This window comes from Pseudoalteromonas atlantica, from assembly GCF_043641955.1.
In the GTDB taxonomy this organism is placed as follows: Bacteria; Pseudomonadota; Gammaproteobacteria; order Enterobacterales; family Alteromonadaceae; genus Pseudoalteromonas; species Pseudoalteromonas atlantica_A.
Genome location: NZ_JBHZRV010000009.1, coordinates 79,939 through 98,237 on the forward strand (window position 1 = coordinate 79,939; position 18,299 = coordinate 98,237).

At 41.3% G+C, this 18,299-nt stretch carries 18 protein-coding genes; 8 read left to right on the plus strand and 10 right to left on the minus strand.

The annotated features are described in order from the left end of the window. Positions 1 to 5: 5 nt before the first annotated feature. Positions 6 to 1,235: a hypothetical protein gene (locus ACHUE3_RS16225; protein ID WP_394193488.1), complete on the minus strand. Its 1,230-nt coding sequence runs from the start codon at positions 1,233 to 1,235 to the stop codon at positions 6 to 8. Continuing rightward, the gene (locus tag ACHUE3_RS16230) at positions 1,225 to 1,848 is read right to left on the minus strand and encodes a methylamine utilization protein (protein WP_394193394.1); all 624 of its coding nucleotides are present in this window, start codon (positions 1,846 to 1,848) and stop codon (positions 1,225 to 1,227) included. Before ACHUE3_RS16230 ends, ACHUE3_RS16225 begins: the two co-directional genes overlap by 11 nt. Before the next feature lie 179 nt (positions 1,849 to 2,027). Here ACHUE3_RS16230 and ACHUE3_RS16235 point away from each other — a divergent pair, with 179 nt between their 5' ends. Beyond that, on the plus strand, positions 2,028 to 4,070 hold the full coding sequence (locus ACHUE3_RS16235; RefSeq protein WP_394193395.1) for a glycoside hydrolase family 97 protein: 2,043 nt from the start codon (positions 2,028 to 2,030) through the stop codon (positions 4,068 to 4,070). 69 nt (positions 4,071 to 4,139) lie between these two features. Here ACHUE3_RS16235 and ACHUE3_RS16240 read toward each other — a convergent pair whose 3' ends face one another. The 3 genes from ACHUE3_RS16240 to ompR all read right to left on the minus strand — a co-directional run bounded on the left by ACHUE3_RS16240 (position 4,140) and on the right by ompR (position 6,508). Further along, the gene (locus ACHUE3_RS16240) at positions 4,140 to 4,418 is read right to left on the minus strand and encodes a hypothetical protein (protein ID WP_394193396.1); all 279 of its coding nucleotides are present in this window, start codon (positions 4,416 to 4,418) and stop codon (positions 4,140 to 4,142) included. A gap of 65 nt (positions 4,419 to 4,483) precedes the next feature. After that, positions 4,484 to 5,782: a two-component system sensor histidine kinase EnvZ gene (gene envZ, locus ACHUE3_RS16245; protein WP_394193397.1), complete on the minus strand. Its 1,299-nt coding sequence runs from the start codon at positions 5,780 to 5,782 to the stop codon at positions 4,484 to 4,486. A 6-nt stretch (positions 5,783 to 5,788) separates the two neighbouring features. Next, entirely contained in the window at positions 5,789 to 6,508 is a 720-nt protein-coding gene (ompR, locus tag ACHUE3_RS16250; RefSeq protein WP_394193398.1) for an osmolarity response regulator transcription factor OmpR, read from the minus strand. Between the two features lie 173 nt (positions 6,509 to 6,681). Here ompR and greB point away from each other — a divergent pair, with 173 nt between their 5' ends. From greB to ACHUE3_RS16270, 4 genes are all read left to right on the plus strand, one after another. Next, positions 6,682 to 7,161, plus strand: coding sequence for a transcription elongation factor GreB (gene greB / locus ACHUE3_RS16255; protein WP_394193399.1), 480 nt, complete (start codon positions 6,682 to 6,684; stop codon positions 7,159 to 7,161). A gap of 132 nt (positions 7,162 to 7,293) precedes the next feature. Beyond that, positions 7,294 to 7,605, plus strand: a complete 312-nt coding sequence (locus tag ACHUE3_RS16260) for a hypothetical protein (protein ID WP_394193400.1) — start codon at positions 7,294 to 7,296, stop codon at positions 7,603 to 7,605. A 50-nt stretch (positions 7,606 to 7,655) separates the two neighbouring features. Further along, positions 7,656 to 8,237, plus strand: coding sequence for a CBS domain-containing protein (locus ACHUE3_RS16265; protein ID WP_394193401.1), 582 nt, complete (start codon positions 7,656 to 7,658; stop codon positions 8,235 to 8,237). Positions 8,238 to 8,393: 156 nt separating this feature from the next. Beyond that, positions 8,394 to 10,727 (plus strand): Tex family protein, encoded by a 2,334-nt coding sequence (locus ACHUE3_RS16270; RefSeq protein WP_394193402.1) that lies wholly within the window; start codon positions 8,394 to 8,396, stop codon positions 10,725 to 10,727. 61 nt (positions 10,728 to 10,788) lie between these two features. Here ACHUE3_RS16270 and ACHUE3_RS16275 read toward each other — a convergent pair whose 3' ends face one another. The 4 genes from ACHUE3_RS16275 to bioH all read right to left on the minus strand — a co-directional run bounded on the left by ACHUE3_RS16275 (position 10,789) and on the right by bioH (position 13,853). After that, positions 10,789 to 11,517 carry a hypothetical protein gene (locus tag ACHUE3_RS16275; RefSeq protein ID WP_394193403.1) on the minus strand — a complete coding sequence of 243 codons (729 nt, stop codon included), beginning with the start codon at positions 11,515 to 11,517 and terminating at the stop codon, positions 10,789 to 10,791. 308 nt (positions 11,518 to 11,825) lie between these two features. Further along, positions 11,826 to 12,698, minus strand: a complete 873-nt coding sequence (locus ACHUE3_RS16280; RefSeq protein ID WP_394193404.1) for a putative metalloprotease CJM1_0395 family protein — start codon at positions 12,696 to 12,698, stop codon at positions 11,826 to 11,828. Positions 12,699 to 12,704: 6 nt separating this feature from the next. Next, positions 12,705 to 13,013, minus strand: coding sequence for a hypothetical protein (locus tag ACHUE3_RS16285; RefSeq protein ID WP_394193405.1), 309 nt, complete (start codon positions 13,011 to 13,013; stop codon positions 12,705 to 12,707). 102 nt (positions 13,014 to 13,115) lie between these two features. Further along, entirely contained in the window at positions 13,116 to 13,853 is a 738-nt protein-coding gene (gene bioH, locus ACHUE3_RS16290; RefSeq protein ID WP_394193406.1) for a pimeloyl-ACP methyl ester esterase BioH, read from the minus strand. A gap of 58 nt (positions 13,854 to 13,911) precedes the next feature. Between bioH and ACHUE3_RS16295 the strand changes: the two genes are divergently transcribed. Then, complete coding sequence (locus ACHUE3_RS16295) at positions 13,912 to 14,613, plus strand: ComF family protein (RefSeq protein ID WP_394193407.1); 702 nt, start codon at positions 13,912 to 13,914, stop codon at positions 14,611 to 14,613. A 1-nt stretch (position 14,614) separates the two neighbouring features. Here ACHUE3_RS16295 and ACHUE3_RS16300 read toward each other — a convergent pair whose 3' ends face one another. Beyond that, the gene (locus tag ACHUE3_RS16300; RefSeq protein WP_394193408.1) at positions 14,615 to 17,164 is read right to left on the minus strand and encodes a M14 metallopeptidase family protein; all 2,550 of its coding nucleotides are present in this window, start codon (positions 17,162 to 17,164) and stop codon (positions 14,615 to 14,617) included. 145 nt (positions 17,165 to 17,309) lie between these two features. On the opposite strand from ACHUE3_RS16300, the gene nfuA reads away from it, so the two are divergent. Beyond that, positions 17,310 to 17,885 carry a Fe-S biogenesis protein NfuA gene (gene nfuA, locus ACHUE3_RS16305; protein WP_394193409.1) on the plus strand — a complete coding sequence of 192 codons (576 nt, stop codon included), beginning with the start codon at positions 17,310 to 17,312 and terminating at the stop codon, positions 17,883 to 17,885. 5 nt (positions 17,886 to 17,890) lie between these two features. Then, on the plus strand, positions 17,891 to 18,160 hold the full coding sequence (locus tag ACHUE3_RS16310; RefSeq protein WP_135475356.1) for a hypothetical protein: 270 nt from the start codon (positions 17,891 to 17,893) through the stop codon (positions 18,158 to 18,160). Positions 18,161 to 18,299 lie beyond the last annotated feature (139 nt).

Sequence of the window (18,299 nt, forward strand, 5' to 3'; positions counted from 1 at the left end):
TAAAATCAGAATCGCCATTGCGCATTTAATGCAATTTGTTGTTGTGAAATAAGTGGTGATAACCCCATTGACGGGCGATTATCTGCTTGGCTGCGTAACGCAGAAGCTTCGACTCCCAATTGCCATTGCTGATTTAGTTGGTAGCGCCAAGTGGCTGTAATGCTCTCTCCGTGGCTAGCATTAGGGTCAAACGCCCAATCATCTTTATCAGTGACTTCAAAATAGTCATAACGTATAGAAAGTCGGTGTTGCGCTAATTTATGACTTAACAAAACAAAGTGACTATAAAATCGATTATCAACTCCGCGCTTGGCCCCCATTGCTGTGCGGCCTGACATCAGCTGTGTAATTAGTCGCGTTTTGCTAGTGAACTTGTAAAGCCATGCGGCACTTGAAAAGCGCGTATCCCATGCGTATTGCCCAGTGCTGTAATTAATCGCAGCAGGATCACCATTATTATCATAATAATAAAACCTAAACTGAGATTGCTTTAAATAATCCCAATGCATGCCAACATAGTAACCGTAACGTCCATCCACTTCTTCAAATGGTAATACCTGATTAGCTTGAAACTGAAGCTGCGGTGTATTTAGTGAAGTAACAGGCGCAAATGCAATACTTTCGTTAAATGTTGTTTGCCTGTCATGCAGTGCAAAGCCTCGCCAAGCCAATAAGGTGCCGGCAGGATCATTTCCTTTAAATGTTGCACCAATAAATGAAAAGCTATGAGCACTGTTAAAGCTGCGCCCTGGACGTTTTATTGTAGCTTCAACGCCCAGTGTGCGGAGCTCTTCACCTACCCATGAGTTAATGGCTGAATTGGTATAATTATAAGGAGACAACCATCCCATGTCTGGATTTTCAAGTGAGAGTAATGGGTAAAACCCACCGACTCGAAGGTGCCATTTATATTTGCTCTGTGTCAGCGGCTTGTACTGTAAATAAGCTTGCGTAAAACCCAGCGTAGGTTCCGGGTCTTGATAAGCATTTATTACACCATGAGCAGACCATGCAGTGGTTAAATCGGTGCGAAAATCAAGCAGCCCCTGTGATAGCAGTAATCCATCGGTGTCACTATCAAAGCGATATAAGCCAACACCACCTTCCTGCCAACTTGCTTGCGAGTCACCCTTAACAGCACTAACTTGCAACAACCCTTTTATTTGTGCGCTTGCATTAAAAGCAGCAACTGCACCTAGTATCATAATGGCACGTAAGGAGTGTTTAATAATCATCATATTCATCTACACCAATTGCAATGCGCGGTATTAACACTTGCTTGAGTTGATAGCGTGTAGTGTCACTATTTACCATTATTTGCTGGGACTCAGTAGAGCTAATATCACTAAATCCCTCATGCCATGCAGTCAAAGTGTAATCACCTTGTGGAATATCTAACGTCAATTGACCTTGTTCATCAGTAATGCCGTAGTATGGGCTATCAACAACCACAATATAGCCCAGCATCCAATCATGTATGTTACACCCAAGCTCAACAACGCCTGTTTGCTCAAACTTAATTGGATCTTGAGGTTGCTCGCGATAAAGCTTGAGTTCAAACGACTTACTTTTAGAAAACGAGTATACGTGGTGCATAATCGAATCTGCATTAGGGAAATCAACGAGGCCATTTTGTTCAACAACTAAAATATGTGGCGTGAATTGGCGATCTTTTTGCCCCATAATAAATTTAGTTTCTGGCTGACGAGGCTCAATAATCGGGGTCTTTGGGTGCAACCATACTACAACGTTGGGTTGTATTTGTTGACTTTGATTATAAACAGTAAGGGTGACTGCTTGGCTACTGAACGCTAACAACATTAATAAAATAATACTAAGGAGCTTCATCTGGGTGACAATATTATTATTTGATTTATTTTATTATAGGCATATTTAAGTCGTATTTTCAGATATTTTAATAATTGATTAATAAGTGCCCGCCAATTGAATACGTATGCAGCTACCTCGTAAAACCTCTCTTGGTCATTTATTCTATCTGTGCACCGATCAAACCAATTGGACACACAATGCGATTCTCTCTACTACTATTAGTTTTACTTTCCAGCAGCAGCTTTGCCAAGCAAGCTATTGTTGAATCCCCAAATAAGAAAATAAAAATAACCATTTCAGATCAAGACTCTGCACCTCATTACTCAATTAGCTTTAACAATAAAAATGTTATTGAAAACTCGTCCCTAGGGTTTGAGTTTAAGCAGCAAGCTGCATTTGACGAAGGCTTCACAATCACCGATATTACAAATAATCAGGTCCAGAGCCAATGGCAACAGCCATGGGGAGAACGACAGACCGTTGTTGATCATCATAATGAAGTAGCGGTCACTTTTAGTAAGCCAGCTCCTCATGGTGGGACATACACTGTACGCTTTAGAGCATTTGATAGTGGCGTAGGGTTTCGCTATGAAGTACCAAAGCAAACAGGTTTTGAAGATATACAAATAACCAAAGAGCTTACCGAATTTGCAATAACTGCCGCAGATAAAGCGACAGCTTGGTGGATCCCCGCGCGCGGCTGGAATCGCTACGAATATGTTTACAACACAACACCTTTGCAAGACGCGGCATTAGCGCACACACCATTTACATTTAAAAATGCTGATGGCGTGCACGTTAGTATTCATGAAGCAGCATTAGTTGATTACGCAGGTATGGTACTGAACCAACGTCGACCTGGTACTTTGCAAGCAGATTTAACACCATGGTCAGATGGCATAGCCGTTAAAAAACAAGGGGCATTCACTACTCCTTGGCGTACAGTGCAAATAGGTGAGAAAGCCATTGATTTAATCAACTCTGACATTATCTTAAACCTAAACGAGCCGAATAAATTAGGCGATGTTTCCTGGGTAAAACCGGGCAAGTACGTTGGTATTTGGTGGGGTATGCATATAAACGAAACCACATGGGGTAGCGGTGAAAAACACGGTGCCACCACGCAAAATACCAAATATTATATGGATTTTGCCGCTCAATATGGCTTTGACGGCGTATTAGTCGAGGGCTGGAATCTTGGCTGGGACGGAGATTGGTTCTTTAACGGCGATGTATTTAGCTTTACTCAGCCTTACGATGACTTTGATATTAAAGAGCTGACTCGTTACGGTAAGCAAAAAGGCGTGCAGTTAATTGGTCACCATGAAACCTCTGGTAATGTGACAAACTACCGTAATCAAATGGAAGATGCTTACGCCTTATATGAAAAATCTAACGTTAGCCAAATAAAAACGGGTTACGTTGCTGATGGCGGTAACATCAAGCGTATTGATGAAAATGGCATTATTAGAAAAGAATGGCATGACGGCCAATTTATGGTTAACGAATACCTGCACAGTATAAAACTGGCTGCTAAACACAAACTCAGCATCAATACTCATGAACCAATTAAAGACACCGGCCTGCGCCGAACTTACCCTAATTGGATTGCTCGTGAAGGTGCTCGAGGCCAAGAGTTTAATGCATGGGGCACACCTCCTAATCCACCAGAACATATTCCGATGCTTGCTTTTACTCGCATGTTAGCTGGCCCAATGGATTTTACTCCGGGCATATTTGACATGGGATTTAATGGCTTAGGCGCTGATACTAACCGCCCGCAAACTACCCTAGCTAAGCAACTGGCTTTGTATGTGGTGATGTATAGCCCAATTCAAATGGCCGCAGATCTACCGCGTAATTATTTAGCCAAACCAGATGCATTTCAGTTCATTCAAGACGTACCCACTGATTGGCAACAAAGTATCGCATTAGCAGGTGAAGTTGGCGACTACGTAGTGTTTGCCCGTAAAGAACGTAAACGTGATAACTACTCAGGAAATGATTGGTATTTAGGCGCTGTGACTGATGAGCATGCACGTACGATTGATATCAAACTCGACTTTTTAGAGCCCGGTAAAGTATTTGAAGCACAAATCTACAAAGATGGCGATAAGGCGGAGTGGAAAAACACCCCTTACGATATCAAGATAGAACAACGAATCGTAACAGCCAAAGATACGTTATCGCTAAAGTTAGCGACGAGTGGCGGCACTGCAATTAGGTTTAAAGCTATTTAAAATGAGAGATACGTTTAAGGCGCAGTTAACACAGCGCCTTAAACACTTGAACTGAATAGAAAGAGTCACTCACTTAAGTGATACTGAACTACGCTCATTTACAGCCTTGGCATATTGTTTACCTAAGTAAGACCACATATAAAGTCCCCAAAACAAACCTCCTATTGGGAACAAAATAAGCGAGAGCGATAATACATCTAAAAAAGCAACTTCGCCTAAAAAAGCTTGTAGTAGCGAAAATAAAATAGCTGTCGAAACACCCCAACCAAGCACACCATACACAAAGATATAAGGCCACTTACCTTTGTCCATTAGCTGCTTTAATTTAGTAAATTTACCATCGTCCATTTTGTATACAACTCCTATATATACTTGAGTACTACATCAGGTTACTCAACCTGAGTTTAAATCACTTATTTAAAAGGGAGAAAAACCTGTGCACTTAATCCCCCTTCCGGGCGATTTACTAACTTTACTTTACCACTATGCATATCAATTATTCGTTTGATAATAGCTAAACCAAGCCCACTGCCTTCACTGCCTCGGGCGGCATCACCTTGTTTAAAGGGCTCAAATACTGTTTCAAGTTCACTTTCTGGAATACCTGGGCCATAGTCGTTAACCATTACAATGGCATACTTTTTATCATGACTCAGCGCGGTTTGAACCTCTATATCGCCGTCAGAATAACGAATGGCATTTTCAATCATATTGGTTATTACGCGCTTAATTGCCACCATACTTAACGGCACATTATCGAGATTTATATCTTCAATAAAACGAATACTACGTTGATGCTTTTGTTCAGAATGTACCACTTCAGAAACAATCGCGTTTAAGTCCTCTAAAGCCAACTCTTCACGCTTATGATGACGTAAATATTCGATAAATTGATCGATAATGGCATTCATATCCTCAATGTCGTAAATTATGCCCTCGCGCAGATAGTCCTCTTCTGCTGACATCATCTCGGTGGCAAGACGAATGCGTGTAAGTGGTGTGCGTAAATCATGCGATACGCCCGCCATCAATAAGCGTCGGTCGTTTTCAAGCGCAGCTATACCGCGCGACATTTGGTTAAAAGCTCTAGTTACTTCCATAACTTCGGTCGAACCATGCTCTTCAAGCTTAGTCGAAAAGTCTCCAACACCCACCTTTACCGCAGCTTGCTGTAACTCTTTTAATGGGCGATTTAAGTGCCTTGCAAATAGCCACCCACCTAACACACTTAAAAAGCCAATACTTGATAAGTAGAAAGTTAAAAATTCGAGGTTGTTATCTTTAAATCCTGTAAGCGGTACTTTTACCCAATAGCCAGGGGCTTGCGGTGCCTCAACCCAATAAACCAAAGGGCCTATTTGACTGATCCGCACTCTGGCCGAGCCGTTTAACTGCTCAGACATACTTCGCGACAGCATCGGGTATTCACGAGTTTGTCCTAACCCCTCGCTCATAGCTTGGCGCTGAGTCATCACTTCTATACCTGTGATCTCGAAAAACTTATTCGATACTTCATTGCTAATTTCTACACCGTCTTCCCAGTCAATAAACACTGTTTTAACTTGTTTAGCTAGGATAAGATTTACCTGCTCGATCGTCGGTTTAACGACATACAGACTCACCGTGATGTAGGACACAACTTGGTTTATAAGCAGTAATGCCGCCACCAAAAACACCGTTTGACCAAATGCACTTTTGGGAAACATACTCATAAAAGGTTATTTTTCACCGTCTGGAACAAACACATAACCTAACCCCCACACAGTTTGGATATAACGAGGATTAGCAGCGTCTTCTTCAATCATTCGACGCAACCGTGACACTTGTACATCAATGCTACGCTCAAGCGCACTATAATCTCGGCCTCTCGCTAAGTTCATTAATTTATCACGGCTAAGCGGTTCTCTTGGGTGAGTAACTAAGGCCTTCAATACTGCAAACTCACCACTGGTTAACGACATCGTTTTGTCGCCATGAGTCATTTCTCGTGTGGCAAGGTTTAGTGCAAAATCACCAAAACTAATTTCATTTTCTTCAGCGGCAGGGGCTCCGGGCACTTCTTTTGCGCGGCGACGTAAAATTGCTTTAATACGTGCCAGTAATTCACGTGGATTAAACGGCTTTGGGATATAATCATCAGCGCCGAGCTCTAATCCTATAATACGATCAACCTCGTCACCTTTAGCTGTTAGCATAACAATAGGAATTTCATTCTCTTTTTGGCGCAGACGCTGGCAAATAGATAAGCCATCTTCACCAGGCAGCATTAAATCAAGTACCATTAAATGAAAGTTTTCACGCTCTAGAAGCCTATCCATTTGCTCTGAATTAGCTGCACTACGGACAATAAATCCTTGCTCAACTAAGTAACGCTCTAATAAACTGCGCAACCGCATATCATCATCGACGACTAATACTTTTGTGGTTTCGTGTCCCATAACTTTCATTCTTGTTGTTTTTGACTTGTTAATAGTTAATATAAATGAAACTTTACGAATAAAAAACAAATTGCTGAATTAGATTGTTACACAACATTTCAAACACCTAGATAAGATGTGAACAAGCAAGGAGGTTTGTTTACCTTTTGGCTTAAATAATTTGAGAATAAACAGTGAAAACTAACTTAATCACCCGCGAAGGGTACGCACAATTACAACAAGAACATGACCACCTTTGGAATGTTAAGCGCCCAGAAGTCACTAAGATTGTTAGCTGGGCTGCAAGCTTAGGAGACCGTTCTGAAAATGCAGATTACCAATATAATAAACGATTACTTAGACAAATAGACCGCCGAGTACGTTATTTACGAAAGCGCATGCCAGATTTGCAAATCATTGATTATTCCCCGCAACAAGCCGGTAAAGTGTTCTTTGGCGCATGGGTAGAAGTCGAAAACGAACAAGGTGAAGTATTAAAGTTTAGAATTGTCGGTCCTGACGAAATTTATGACCGCAAAGACTATATTTCTATCGACTCTCCAATGGCACGAGCTTTACTAAAAAAACAAGTGGATGATGAGTTTTACGTCACTACCCCACAAGGTAAAAAAGAATGGTACGTCAATCATATTGAGTATCCGGGAGAAAAGTAAGCAAGCTAATCGTTGTCTAGGATAATTCAGATAAGGTTAATAATTGATTGTATAAAGTGTGTTAGTGGACTATAAATAAGGTTACTCAAGTAAAGCATTTTGCACTTGATGTTGTTATCGAAAGGTCGTGTTATGTCAAACTTAATACATCGCATAGTTAGTAATGCCGTGTTATTTACGCTCTTAATGAGTGTGAGTTTGTCTATCTTTGCTCACGATTTTAATGACTCTGAAAGATCAACCACCCACTCAATACAACTTATTGCTTGTGATATTCCCGACCAAGCAAATCTTGACGTTGACATTGATACACATGCCAACGGACTCAATTTAGGGGCGCTTCAACCACCTCCTGAATTAACACTTTCGAATTATGTGAAGCCTCAATTAGCTACACTTTTTAATCGCGCCTCAGTACGAGGGCCGCCAAGTCATTTAATTTAGTTAATCACTTTTCTCACTAACAAATTAAATAAACTTAAATGGTGGCTATTATGTCAAATTTTAAAGAATTACGTACCCAAGATGTATCTAAAGGCGTGTTATCTCATGTTTACAGCGAAACACAACCGCTTATTGATTTAACCTCTCCAGCGCTAGAAATGGTTAATAACTTTACGCAAAAAGATCCCCTACGTGCTCACTTCGATACCAGCATTATCGATGCTCTATATCAAACAAGCAGCCAGCACACTGACTTTATTTTGGTTGTTGATGACAATGAAAAACTCATAGGGCTAGTATCTAGTGCTGATTTGCAAAGCGCTAAAATTATGATGCTTGCACAGCGTTTAAATGTTAATCGTGCTGATGTTAGCTTACGCTATGTGATGACCCCTATTTCTCACTTAACAGGCGTTAGCATGCAAAGTTTAAGCTATGCCTGTATTGGTGATGCTCTGCAAACTATGGAACATCACGGCGTTATGTTCTTATTAGTAACGACAGCAAACAATGAAATTTGCGGCTTAATTTCAGCCAGAGAAATTACTAAAACATTTTCAATCCCATTGCACATTAGCCCGATTGCACATACTTTTAGTGAAGTATTAGAGCAAGTGGATCACCCACATTAACAACTCTTTTTGTGCGTTGTGACAGTGATTTTAATAAGGCCTTAAAAGCTCAGCTTTTAAGGCCTTTCCATTGCTTAGTACTGTGATATTATTCAACCAGTCTATTGTGCCAGTAGAGTAATACTGGCTTTATTTTTCGTTTGAAAAGGTTTATGCATGAGCACACTCTCTGCACGTTTAGCCACTGAGCTAAATGCTCAACAGCAACAAGTTGTTGCTGCAATAAAGTTACTTGATGAAGGCGCGACTGTGCCTTTTATTGCACGCTATCGTAAAGAAGTAACCGGTGGCTTAGATGACACCCAATTACGTTTATTAGAACAGCGCCTATCTTATTTACGCGAGCTTGAAGAGCGAAGAACGTTTATATTAGCTACCATTAAATCGCAGGATAAACTCAGCGCTAACCTTGAAGCTGATATCAATAATGCAGATAGTAAAACTGAGCTTGAAGACCTTTATCTTCCTTACAAGCCAAAGCGTCGTACTAAAGGTCAAATTGCCATTGAAGCGGGTATTGAGCCACTCGCTGAGGGCCTATTTAAAGATGCATCACTAAACCCTGAACAACAAGCAGAGCAATTTATTAATAGTGATGCAGGGTTTGCAGACACCAAGGCTGTGCTCGAAGGCGCGAAATTTATTCTGATGGAGCGCTTTGCTGAAGATGCAAAACTGCTGGCAAAGTTTCGTAGCCACATTAGCCAACATGGTCAAATTGAAGCTCGCGTTATTAAAGGGCAAGAACAAGCTGGCGCAAAGTACCGTGATTACTTTGAACACCAAGAGCCACTAAAGAAAACTCCTTCTCATCGCGCACTTGCTATGCTGCGTGCACGCAATGAAGGTATTTTACAACTAAGTATTAATCCTGAACCAAGCGCCGAAGATGCAGCGATTGTTTGCGCCATCATGATTGCTGATCATTATCGCTTAGATATAAAAAACCAAGCGGCCAGTGCTTGGTTAATGACAGTAGTGCAATGGGCATGGAAAATTAAGCTGAGCTTACATTTAGAAAACGAGTTTTTAGCTGCTATGCGTGAAAAAGCAGAAACCGGTGCGATTGATGTTTTTGCTAAAAATTTAAAAGACTTACTAATGGCTGCACCTGCGGGAGCACGCACAACACTTGGACTTGATCCTGGCCTTCGTACTGGTTGTAAGGTCGCGGTGGTTGATAGCACAGGTAAATTACTTGCTTCGCAAACTATTTTTCCTCATGCGCCACAAAATCATTGGGACAAATCACTACGTACTTTAGAGCAATTGTGTCGTCAACATAAAGTAGAGCTTATTGCGATAGGCAACGGTACGGCTTCTCGTGAGTCAGATAAATTGGTTGCTGAATTAATCAAAGCCAACACCGAGTTGAAGTTAAATAAGATTATTGTTAGCGAAGCCGGCGCATCAGTTTATTCAGCGTCTGAATTTGCGGCAAAAGAGTTTCCTGATTTGGATGTATCTATCCGTGGTGCGGTTTCTATCGCCCGCCGCTTACAAGACCCATTAGCAGAGCTTGTAAAAATTGAGCCTAAATCAATTGGTGTAGGCCAATATCAACACGATGTTTCACAAAGTCAATTAGGTCAAACGCTAACGGCTGTTGTTGAAGACTGTGTAAACACGGTCGGCGTTGATTTAAACATGGCGTCAGTTCCTTTGCTGACCCGTGTATCTGGATTAAATAAAACGCTTGCGCAAAATATTGTAAATTACCGTGATGCTAATGGCTCATTCGCTAAACGTTCAGAGCTTAAAAAAGTTGAGCGTTTAGGACCTAAGGCATTTGAGCAAGCGGCGGGTTTCTTAAAAATAAGTAACGGTAAAGACCCTCTGGATAACTCATCTGTGCACCCTGAAGCTTATCCTGTTGTAAAGCGAATTAGTGAGCAAAGTAATTTAGATGTACACAGCCTTATTGGTAATTCTGAAGTACTCAATAAGCTAGTTGCAAATGATTATATTGATGACAAATTCGGCCTACCCACCGTCACTGATATTATCAGCGAGCTCGATAAACCCGGCCGTGATCCACGCCCTGAATTTAAAACTGCTGAGTTTAAAGCCGGTGTTGAAAAAATCTCTGACTTAAAACCCGGTATGATCTTAGAAGGTGTTGTATCAAACGTAGCTAACTTTGGCGCATTTGTTGATGTAGGCGTGCATCAAGATGGCCTAGTGCATATTTCAGCAATTACGAATAAGTTTATTTCTGATCCACGCGAAGTTGTTAAAGCTGGTGATATTGTAAAAGTAAAAGTCGTTGAGGTAGATGCTGCGCGAAAACGTATTAGCTTTACCATGCGCTTAGACGATGACATTGACACTAGTAATAAGCCGGCACCTGCAGCGAAGCAAAAGCCACAAAGTAATGCTCGAGGCAATAATCACCAGCCTCGGGCTGCCAAACCAAAACGCGATACGGGTAATGCCATGATGGGCAATGCGTTCGCCGATGCGTTTGCTAACGCTAAAGTGAAAAAGTAAACCAAAAATGCCGCAACATAAGTTGCGGCATTTTAAAAAATTTAAACGCGTTGTTTATGCATTAAAAATTATAACGTAGCGTTACACTCAAATCAGAATACTCATTAACATTGCGATATGCCGCACCTACGATTGCTTTTTCAGTAAATGCGTAGTTAAAGCCAGCTTTAAGCACAAGGTTATTATCACTTTCTTCATCATGTAAACGCTCGTAGCCTAAGCCTGCATTCACTTCGAACTGGTCAGTTAATAAATGCCTTACTTGTACATTCGCAGAAAGAATATCTGCGCTATTTGAGTCCGAACCGCCATCAGAGTATGAATCAAATACTGCCCCGTTAAACCTTTCTTCAAATAAATAAGTATTGTCCGATTCAAACTTCAGTCTGCCCAACTTAATACTGTAATCTACATTAGTCACTGTTGATAACTGCTGGGTATACCCTAGACCAAGCTCTAAGCGTGTAATTTCAATGTCTAAACCTGATTCTGTATACAAGGTTGAAGTGCCAACATAATCACCATTTTGATAAAGATCGCGATAATCCATCGATTCGCTCTCGAAAAGATCATCTGATGTACTGGCGTATAAACCTGTTAGGTACCAATTATCACTCACTTGCTTGCTAAGCTTTACAACATAGCCATCAAAGCTAAGCTCATCAATATCATCTACGTCCATTTTAGCGTAGCCCGCTTCAACATAATCATAGCTTAAAAGTGATGTTTCATTTGCTGCGGCGGTGATTGAGAAAAGTGATAAAGCGCCCACGATTACTGCATATTTCATTTGATTGTCTTCCATAATAAAAATCGCAGGAAAAATAACAATTTGATGATATTTTAACAACTGAATATGCACTAAAACGTAAACAAATGTGAAATTATACCTATTCGCTTAATTAAGCGATCTATTTTGAGGGTAGAAAGACATATTAATAGCAAGGCAAAAATTCGCTATTTAGTTGTTCTTAATGAGAGTTTTTTAACGAATGTAGCGACACGTTTAGCCCCACAAAATGATTAAGTATTATTGCGGATTGGTATTAACTAAAAATGAGGATATTTAATAAAGAAAATTGAAGGGCTATTTTTGGCTTATATAGTAGCTGAAAACCCTGACTGCCCATAAGGTGAAGTGGCTCCTTGATAAAACTGCGCGACTCTTACCGCACGAGCATCGACATCGGCGTCACGTTTTGCAGTCGCGGTTTCAGGGCTAGAAGTTTTGATAGCTTGGTCGTCATCCGTTAATGCGCTATCAACTTTAAACGTTGCACCACCTTGCTCGCTTTCGTCATTATTAGATTTACTTGTAAGCTCAACCTGTGCTGCTGAGAGCTTTTGTGTGGCATCAGCGGCAATGGCTCTGTCAGCACCTGAAGGCTCTGCTGGTGCCAGTGCTGCTGCTCGGACTGTTTGCATTTTTTCGATAGTTGCTTGAGGATCACCTTCAATTTCTGCAACATCAATTTGCACCTCACCACCAACAGCATAACTTTGACCATCAGGACCACGCTGATACTCATAGCTTGGTGAGCCTGCATATTGCCCACCCACAGAGGCATGAGCTTGCTCATGCACCCGCACTTCGGTGTCACGTGCTTTTAATTCTTTAATTTGTGCGGCATCAAGCTCTTCTTGTTCTGCAGCTTGCTGCTCTTTTTTATCTTCTTTTTGCTGCTCTTTGCTTTGCTGCTCATTATCATCAGGGCTTTGCTCACCTTGCTGACGCTCCTGAATAACGCTTTCATCAGCTATTTTACCTTTAGCATCATAGGTCGCATTATCAGCAGAGCCTGGTAGCTTTGCCTTTTCGTTATCACCGAGTGCTTTGTTTTCGGCATTACTTGGTTTTGTTGCAGCTGGGGGAGGAATGATTTCGCGGAGCTGATTGTCACGCCGAGCGCTTTCCGTATAAACATTTGCGCTGTTTATATTTACATTAGGAAATGGCGTGACAATGTTCATACGTAACTAAACTCGTACATCGATAAGCGTGCCTAAAACTTCATCTGCTGTTTGTATCGATTGAGTATTCGCCTTAGCATTAAACTCTTCAACTTTAAGGCTTACTAATGCTTCATCTATACGAGCAGGTTGAGACACAGGTGCTGTGACGGCCTCTTCAGGGCGTGCAGCTTGCAATTGACGTTGCTGAGCGAGTTGCGCATCATCTTGTTGCTCAATACTGGCACGGTTAATCTCCGCACTCGCCTTTTCAATACCTTGGCTGGCACGGTTAAACCCTTCTACCCCATTATTAAATACAGATCCGATTGGCATATTACACCTCCACCAATGATAGACTTAACTTAATTATCGCTCATAAAACAAACAAAATAAAGTATAAAACCCTTATATTTACTGGGTCATAGCGGTTAAATTTTAAAGCATTGATTTGATGGCAGATAAAAACTCATCTTTGTGTGAGATAAATGGCGCATGTGATGCTTTATCTAACACTTCGTATTCAAAGTCATCGTTCAATGCCTTAATTTTACTGATTACACGATACGGAACCAACGCATCAAGACGACCAAATACACCTTTTAAGGGTACTGAGATATCTTTAAATAAATCGCGTAAATCATCTTGTTGTAAAATATCAAGTCCAGCAGTTAGCGCGGCATCTCTAGGCGCAGGAAGCTCATTTAATAGTTGTTTTAGTTTTTTTATATCATCGCGGGCGCTATTACTACCCATCGCTTGAATTGCTAAAAATCGTTCAATGGTTTTTTCTCGATGCGTCACTAATTGCTCTTTAAAGGCATTCAACACATCCGGTTTAATACCTGGCCAGTCCGCTTGCTCAGCGAAAAAAGGGGTTGATGCAACTAAAATAACCTTCGCGACTTTGTCAGGCCAATGTTTTGCAATATACAGCGCAAATAAGCCGCCTAACGACCACCCCATTAAGGTTGTGTTTTGTGCTAACTGATCACTTATTTGTTTAGCTGCTTCATGAAGAGTATAAGGCGACGGGCAAAGCTGATTTTCACCATAACCAGGTAAATCAATACATCTAACGGTCCCGCCATGTAAAAATTCTAACTCAGGTAAGATGACTTGCCATACACCTTGGTTCATCCCCCAACCATGCAATAACACTAGCTCATTTTGCATTTTCACCATTCCTCATCCAAACTTAGCGCTCATAATAGCGTTTAAAGGAATGAATGCAATGACAAGCTTAAAGAGGCAAGCAACCGGCATCCTTGATTGGTTTTTTCCGTCTTTTTGTGTGCAATGCGAAACCCCCGTTAATACTCACGTCGGGATTTGCCAATACTGCCTATCTGATTTACCGCTACTGGATTTAAATAAGCATCCCAATTTACTCTACCGGCCAGATATAGCAGAGCTATTTCCAGACTGTCAGTTTGATCACTTGATCGCCTGCGCATGGTATCGCCCGCCCTTTGATGGTTGGTTAAGTCAACTAAAGTTTAGTAATCAAGTTTTTTATAAAAACGTACTACAACAAATAATTACTCAACAATTGAGTACGGTGAGAGCGCATTGTGAAAAATGGCCTGAGCTATTTATTATTATGCCGCTGCACCGCGAACGCTTTATACAGCGAGGTTATAATCAAGTTGCTCAAACATGGGTTAACTGTTTACCCGATGAAAACGTCAAACTTGACTACTTAGTAAGGCACAAAAGAACCAACGCACAGTCTTCACTAACCAAAGCGAGGCGCATTAAAAACCTGCAGGGTGCATTTATTTGCCATCAAAATTTAGCAGGGAAAACGGTGGCGATTGTAGATGATGTAATGACCACTGGTGCAACACTCAATGCTGCAACAGTGGCATTAAAAAAAGCGGGCGCTAAACAAGTTTGGGCATTTGTTACTTGTTTAACGCCACTTGGTCGCTAGCTTACTCGCTGCTGGCTCTAAATGCATGGCCAAAGAACAGCGCATTACTTAATAAACGACTAGTGCCATACCAGTACCCACGAAATACAGGGTTATCTGTCATACCAATAACATTACCACGACCGTATGAGTGCGCTACAAGACCTGCTGCACCCGCAACCTGCTCAATATTAATATCATCGGTAAAACCAGCTAATAGAGGCTTTTGAGTATACTGTAGAACGTTTACGAATGGTGCTTTAGAGGTTTCTAATAACCAAGTGCTATTTTTAAATACAGGTAGTGTATTACGCTCTAATGAATAAGTAAGAGGATGAGTCAAATCAACATTCGTGTTAAAAATAGCGCCTGCAATACGCTGCCTACCAGCTAAGTCATCTTTATCACCATAACTGAGTCCATCAGTTTTAAACGCGCTCGCAACGTCTTGGCGAGACAGGTAGCTTGTTTTTAATAATTGCTGATCAACTAAAAACTTAGCGCCACCTTTGTGGCCCCAGATAACGCCACCTTTTCGTACCCATGTTTTAATAGCTACCTTGTCCGCATCGCTCAAGCTATTATAGTTACCATGTGCCAGAACTATATGACTGTAATCACTAAGCTCTAAACGACCTAAACGTTGCATTTCAACAATGGTAGGCGCAACCCCAACAAAACGGTCTAGGTAATACCACACTTCACCTACTTCATATTGGCTAGTCCCTCTGCCACCCACTAATAACACTTTAGGTGCTTTAACAACCGCCAGTGAGCGCGAGCCCAAATCGGCGCCTTTTGAAGTTAGTCCAGAGGTAATGGGGGTTATTTCAATACCAAATTCATTTTGCGCTGCATTTAATAATTCAACCCAATTATCTTGATCCTGAATACCTGCAGGAACAATAATGCTGCCTGCTGAAAAATCGACACTGCTGGACACTGATTTAGCCGATAATGGGTTAAGTGCTACACGTGCCTTCACGCCTTGGCTTAATAGCGTATTAAGCATTTTCGGTGCTAAATAGTTATCCCACTTAAAACCAAACGCATACTGCTTAGTTAGCGGAGAAAAAGTCGCTTTGTCTTGTTGCTGCCACGCGGTAGTCCCTACATCAAGCCCCCAGCTGCTTTTAACGGCTGCAAACTCAAGGTTAAAAGCGTGTGCTAGTGTCCAACCCGATACGTCATAAAAGGTATTATCAACGAAGCGTTTTTGCTCACTAAATACCGCCTTCACTAAACGAAATTGCGACTGTGCTAAAGGAATAAAATAACTTTGCTCAGAAAAGCGCTTACCTTCAACTTTTAGTGCTTTATTAAGTGGGTAGGCAGTAATTTGATGTTGCTTTAAAAGATCTAAAAAGAGTGAGAAACGTGCAGCGTCTTTACCTGCGTCAACAACATACCCTTTAAAGTCTTCTTCATTTGCGAGATCCACGGCCTGATTATAAAACTTAGCTTGATAGTCGAGTAGCGCTTTACGATTATCAATAGCGGCTTCGAACGTAGACATACTCGTTAGTAGCTGGTTTTTAATAGTAAAAGGGAAAGTTAAAGTACCATTTTGTGTTTCTTGCACGTGACCACGAGAGCTTGCTTGCTCAAATAAAATGCCTACACCGCCATTTACATCTGGATAAGTAGAGCCTTTGCCGTAGTAAAAGTCATCGAAGCTTTCCTCTGTGAAATACAATGCATTGTTTTCATCTAAGGTTTTTGCATGATAATTAGCAATCGCTTTGGTTAAGCTGACATTCTCATCAGGGGTAATAGGGTGTTTACGAGTTGGAATGCCTGGTTGGAAAAAGTAGGTACTATTTGGGCCCATCTCATGAAAGTCAGTTAAAATGTTAGGTTTCCAATGGTGGAATTTAGCAATACGTGCGCGCGATTCAGGGTGTTGTAACAACAACCAGTCACGATTTAAATCAAACCAATAATGGTTTGTGCGGCTACTTGGCCAACTTTCTACGTGCTCACGAGTCTGTGGGTCTGACGATAAGTTCATTCCACGATTACTGTTAGCCCAATTCGCAAAACGTGCGAGGCCATCAGGGTTAAGAGATGGATCTAGTAGAATAACCGTGTTGTCTAACAAGGTCTCAACTTCTTTGCCTTGTGCAGCAGCTAGATAATAAGCCACAAGTAACGCTGTATTACTGCCTGATGATTCATTACCGTGAACACTATAACCCATCCATACAACAGCAGGCTGATCTACATCTGCTGTTTGCTTACCTTTTAAACGTGCTAGATGCGCTTGGCGAGTCTGCTCTACGCTAGCCAATTTATCTGCCGCGGTAATGGTTAACATTACCAAGGGGCGTTGCTCATGGGTGCGGCCAATGACCTCAAAATTAATACGGTCACTTTTTTCTGCTACCACTTCCATATAACGAACAAGTTGATCATGGCGAACATGCCACTCACCCACTTCATAGCCCAACACTTCTTTTGGCGTTGGAATTGCGGGGTCAAATTTTACGTCGTCTTCAAAATAATACGACAGGGGCTGGGCTACACTCGCAAAGCTTAAAAGTAGTGTAAAGATTGTTATTATCAAACGCATATAAAACACTCATAAAATGATCAATGTTTGCACGCTAACATTGCTTAAATTAGATGCCAACTTTTTACGCTCAACACTGGCGACAACGCGATGAGCGGAGTATGATACTCAGTATCCGAGTAATTTAGTCAAGTATAGTTGTTTTATGATATCTATTTCCGAAACCGCACAATCACATTTTGCAAAATTATTAGCTGACCAAGCTGAACAAACTAATATTCGCGTATTTGTTGTTAACCCTGGTACATCACAAGCTGAATGTGGTGTTTCTTACTGCCCAGAAGATGCTGTTGAAGCGAGTGATATTCGCCTTCCTTTTAATGGCTTTGATGCTGTGGTTGACGCAGAAAGCGCCCCATTTTTAGAAGAAGCAGAAATTGATTTTGTTACTGACAATATGGGTACGCAGTTAACTCTTAAAGCCCCGAATGCTAAAGCACGTAAAATTGGCGATGACGCCAGCCTTAATGAGCGCATTCAGCATATGTTAGAGACCGAAGTAAACCCACAACTTGCAAACCATGGTGGCCAGGTAAGTTTGGTTGAAGTAACAGCTGAAGGTATTGCTGTTCTACAATTTGGTGGCGGTTGTAATGGCTGCTCTATGATCGATGTCACTTTAAAAGAAGGCATTGAAAAAGAAATGCTCGCTAAATTTGAAGAAATCACTGGCGTCGCTGATATTACAGATCACCAAGCTGGCGATCACTCTTACTACTAAGTATTGTGATAAAGCCGCTGATATATCGTTTAGGCTCCAATCCTAAGCTCAGCTTAAAGCGCTTTTTACGCGGCCTAGCACTGTTTGTGCTGGCCGTTATATTTATAGCGCTGGGCTACTTTAGCCACTACACTCTTCAAGTCATTGGTTTGGTTATTCTTCTTGTCGCCCTGTTTTTTGCAGCTTGGGGGTACGTTGGAATATTTGCCAATCGTTTTTCACAAGTCTTAAATAAAACCACGTCTAAACATGAAGACCCCGATCTTTGGAAATAGTCTTCGCTATCCTTTTTCATACCCGGTATTTCAATTAACTATTTTGTAACATTGTTCCTATAAGGTATATTGGTATTGCTCATTTAGAGCAACAATCACAACTGTATTTTATTCAGTTGTTCCAACCACGTTACAAGGA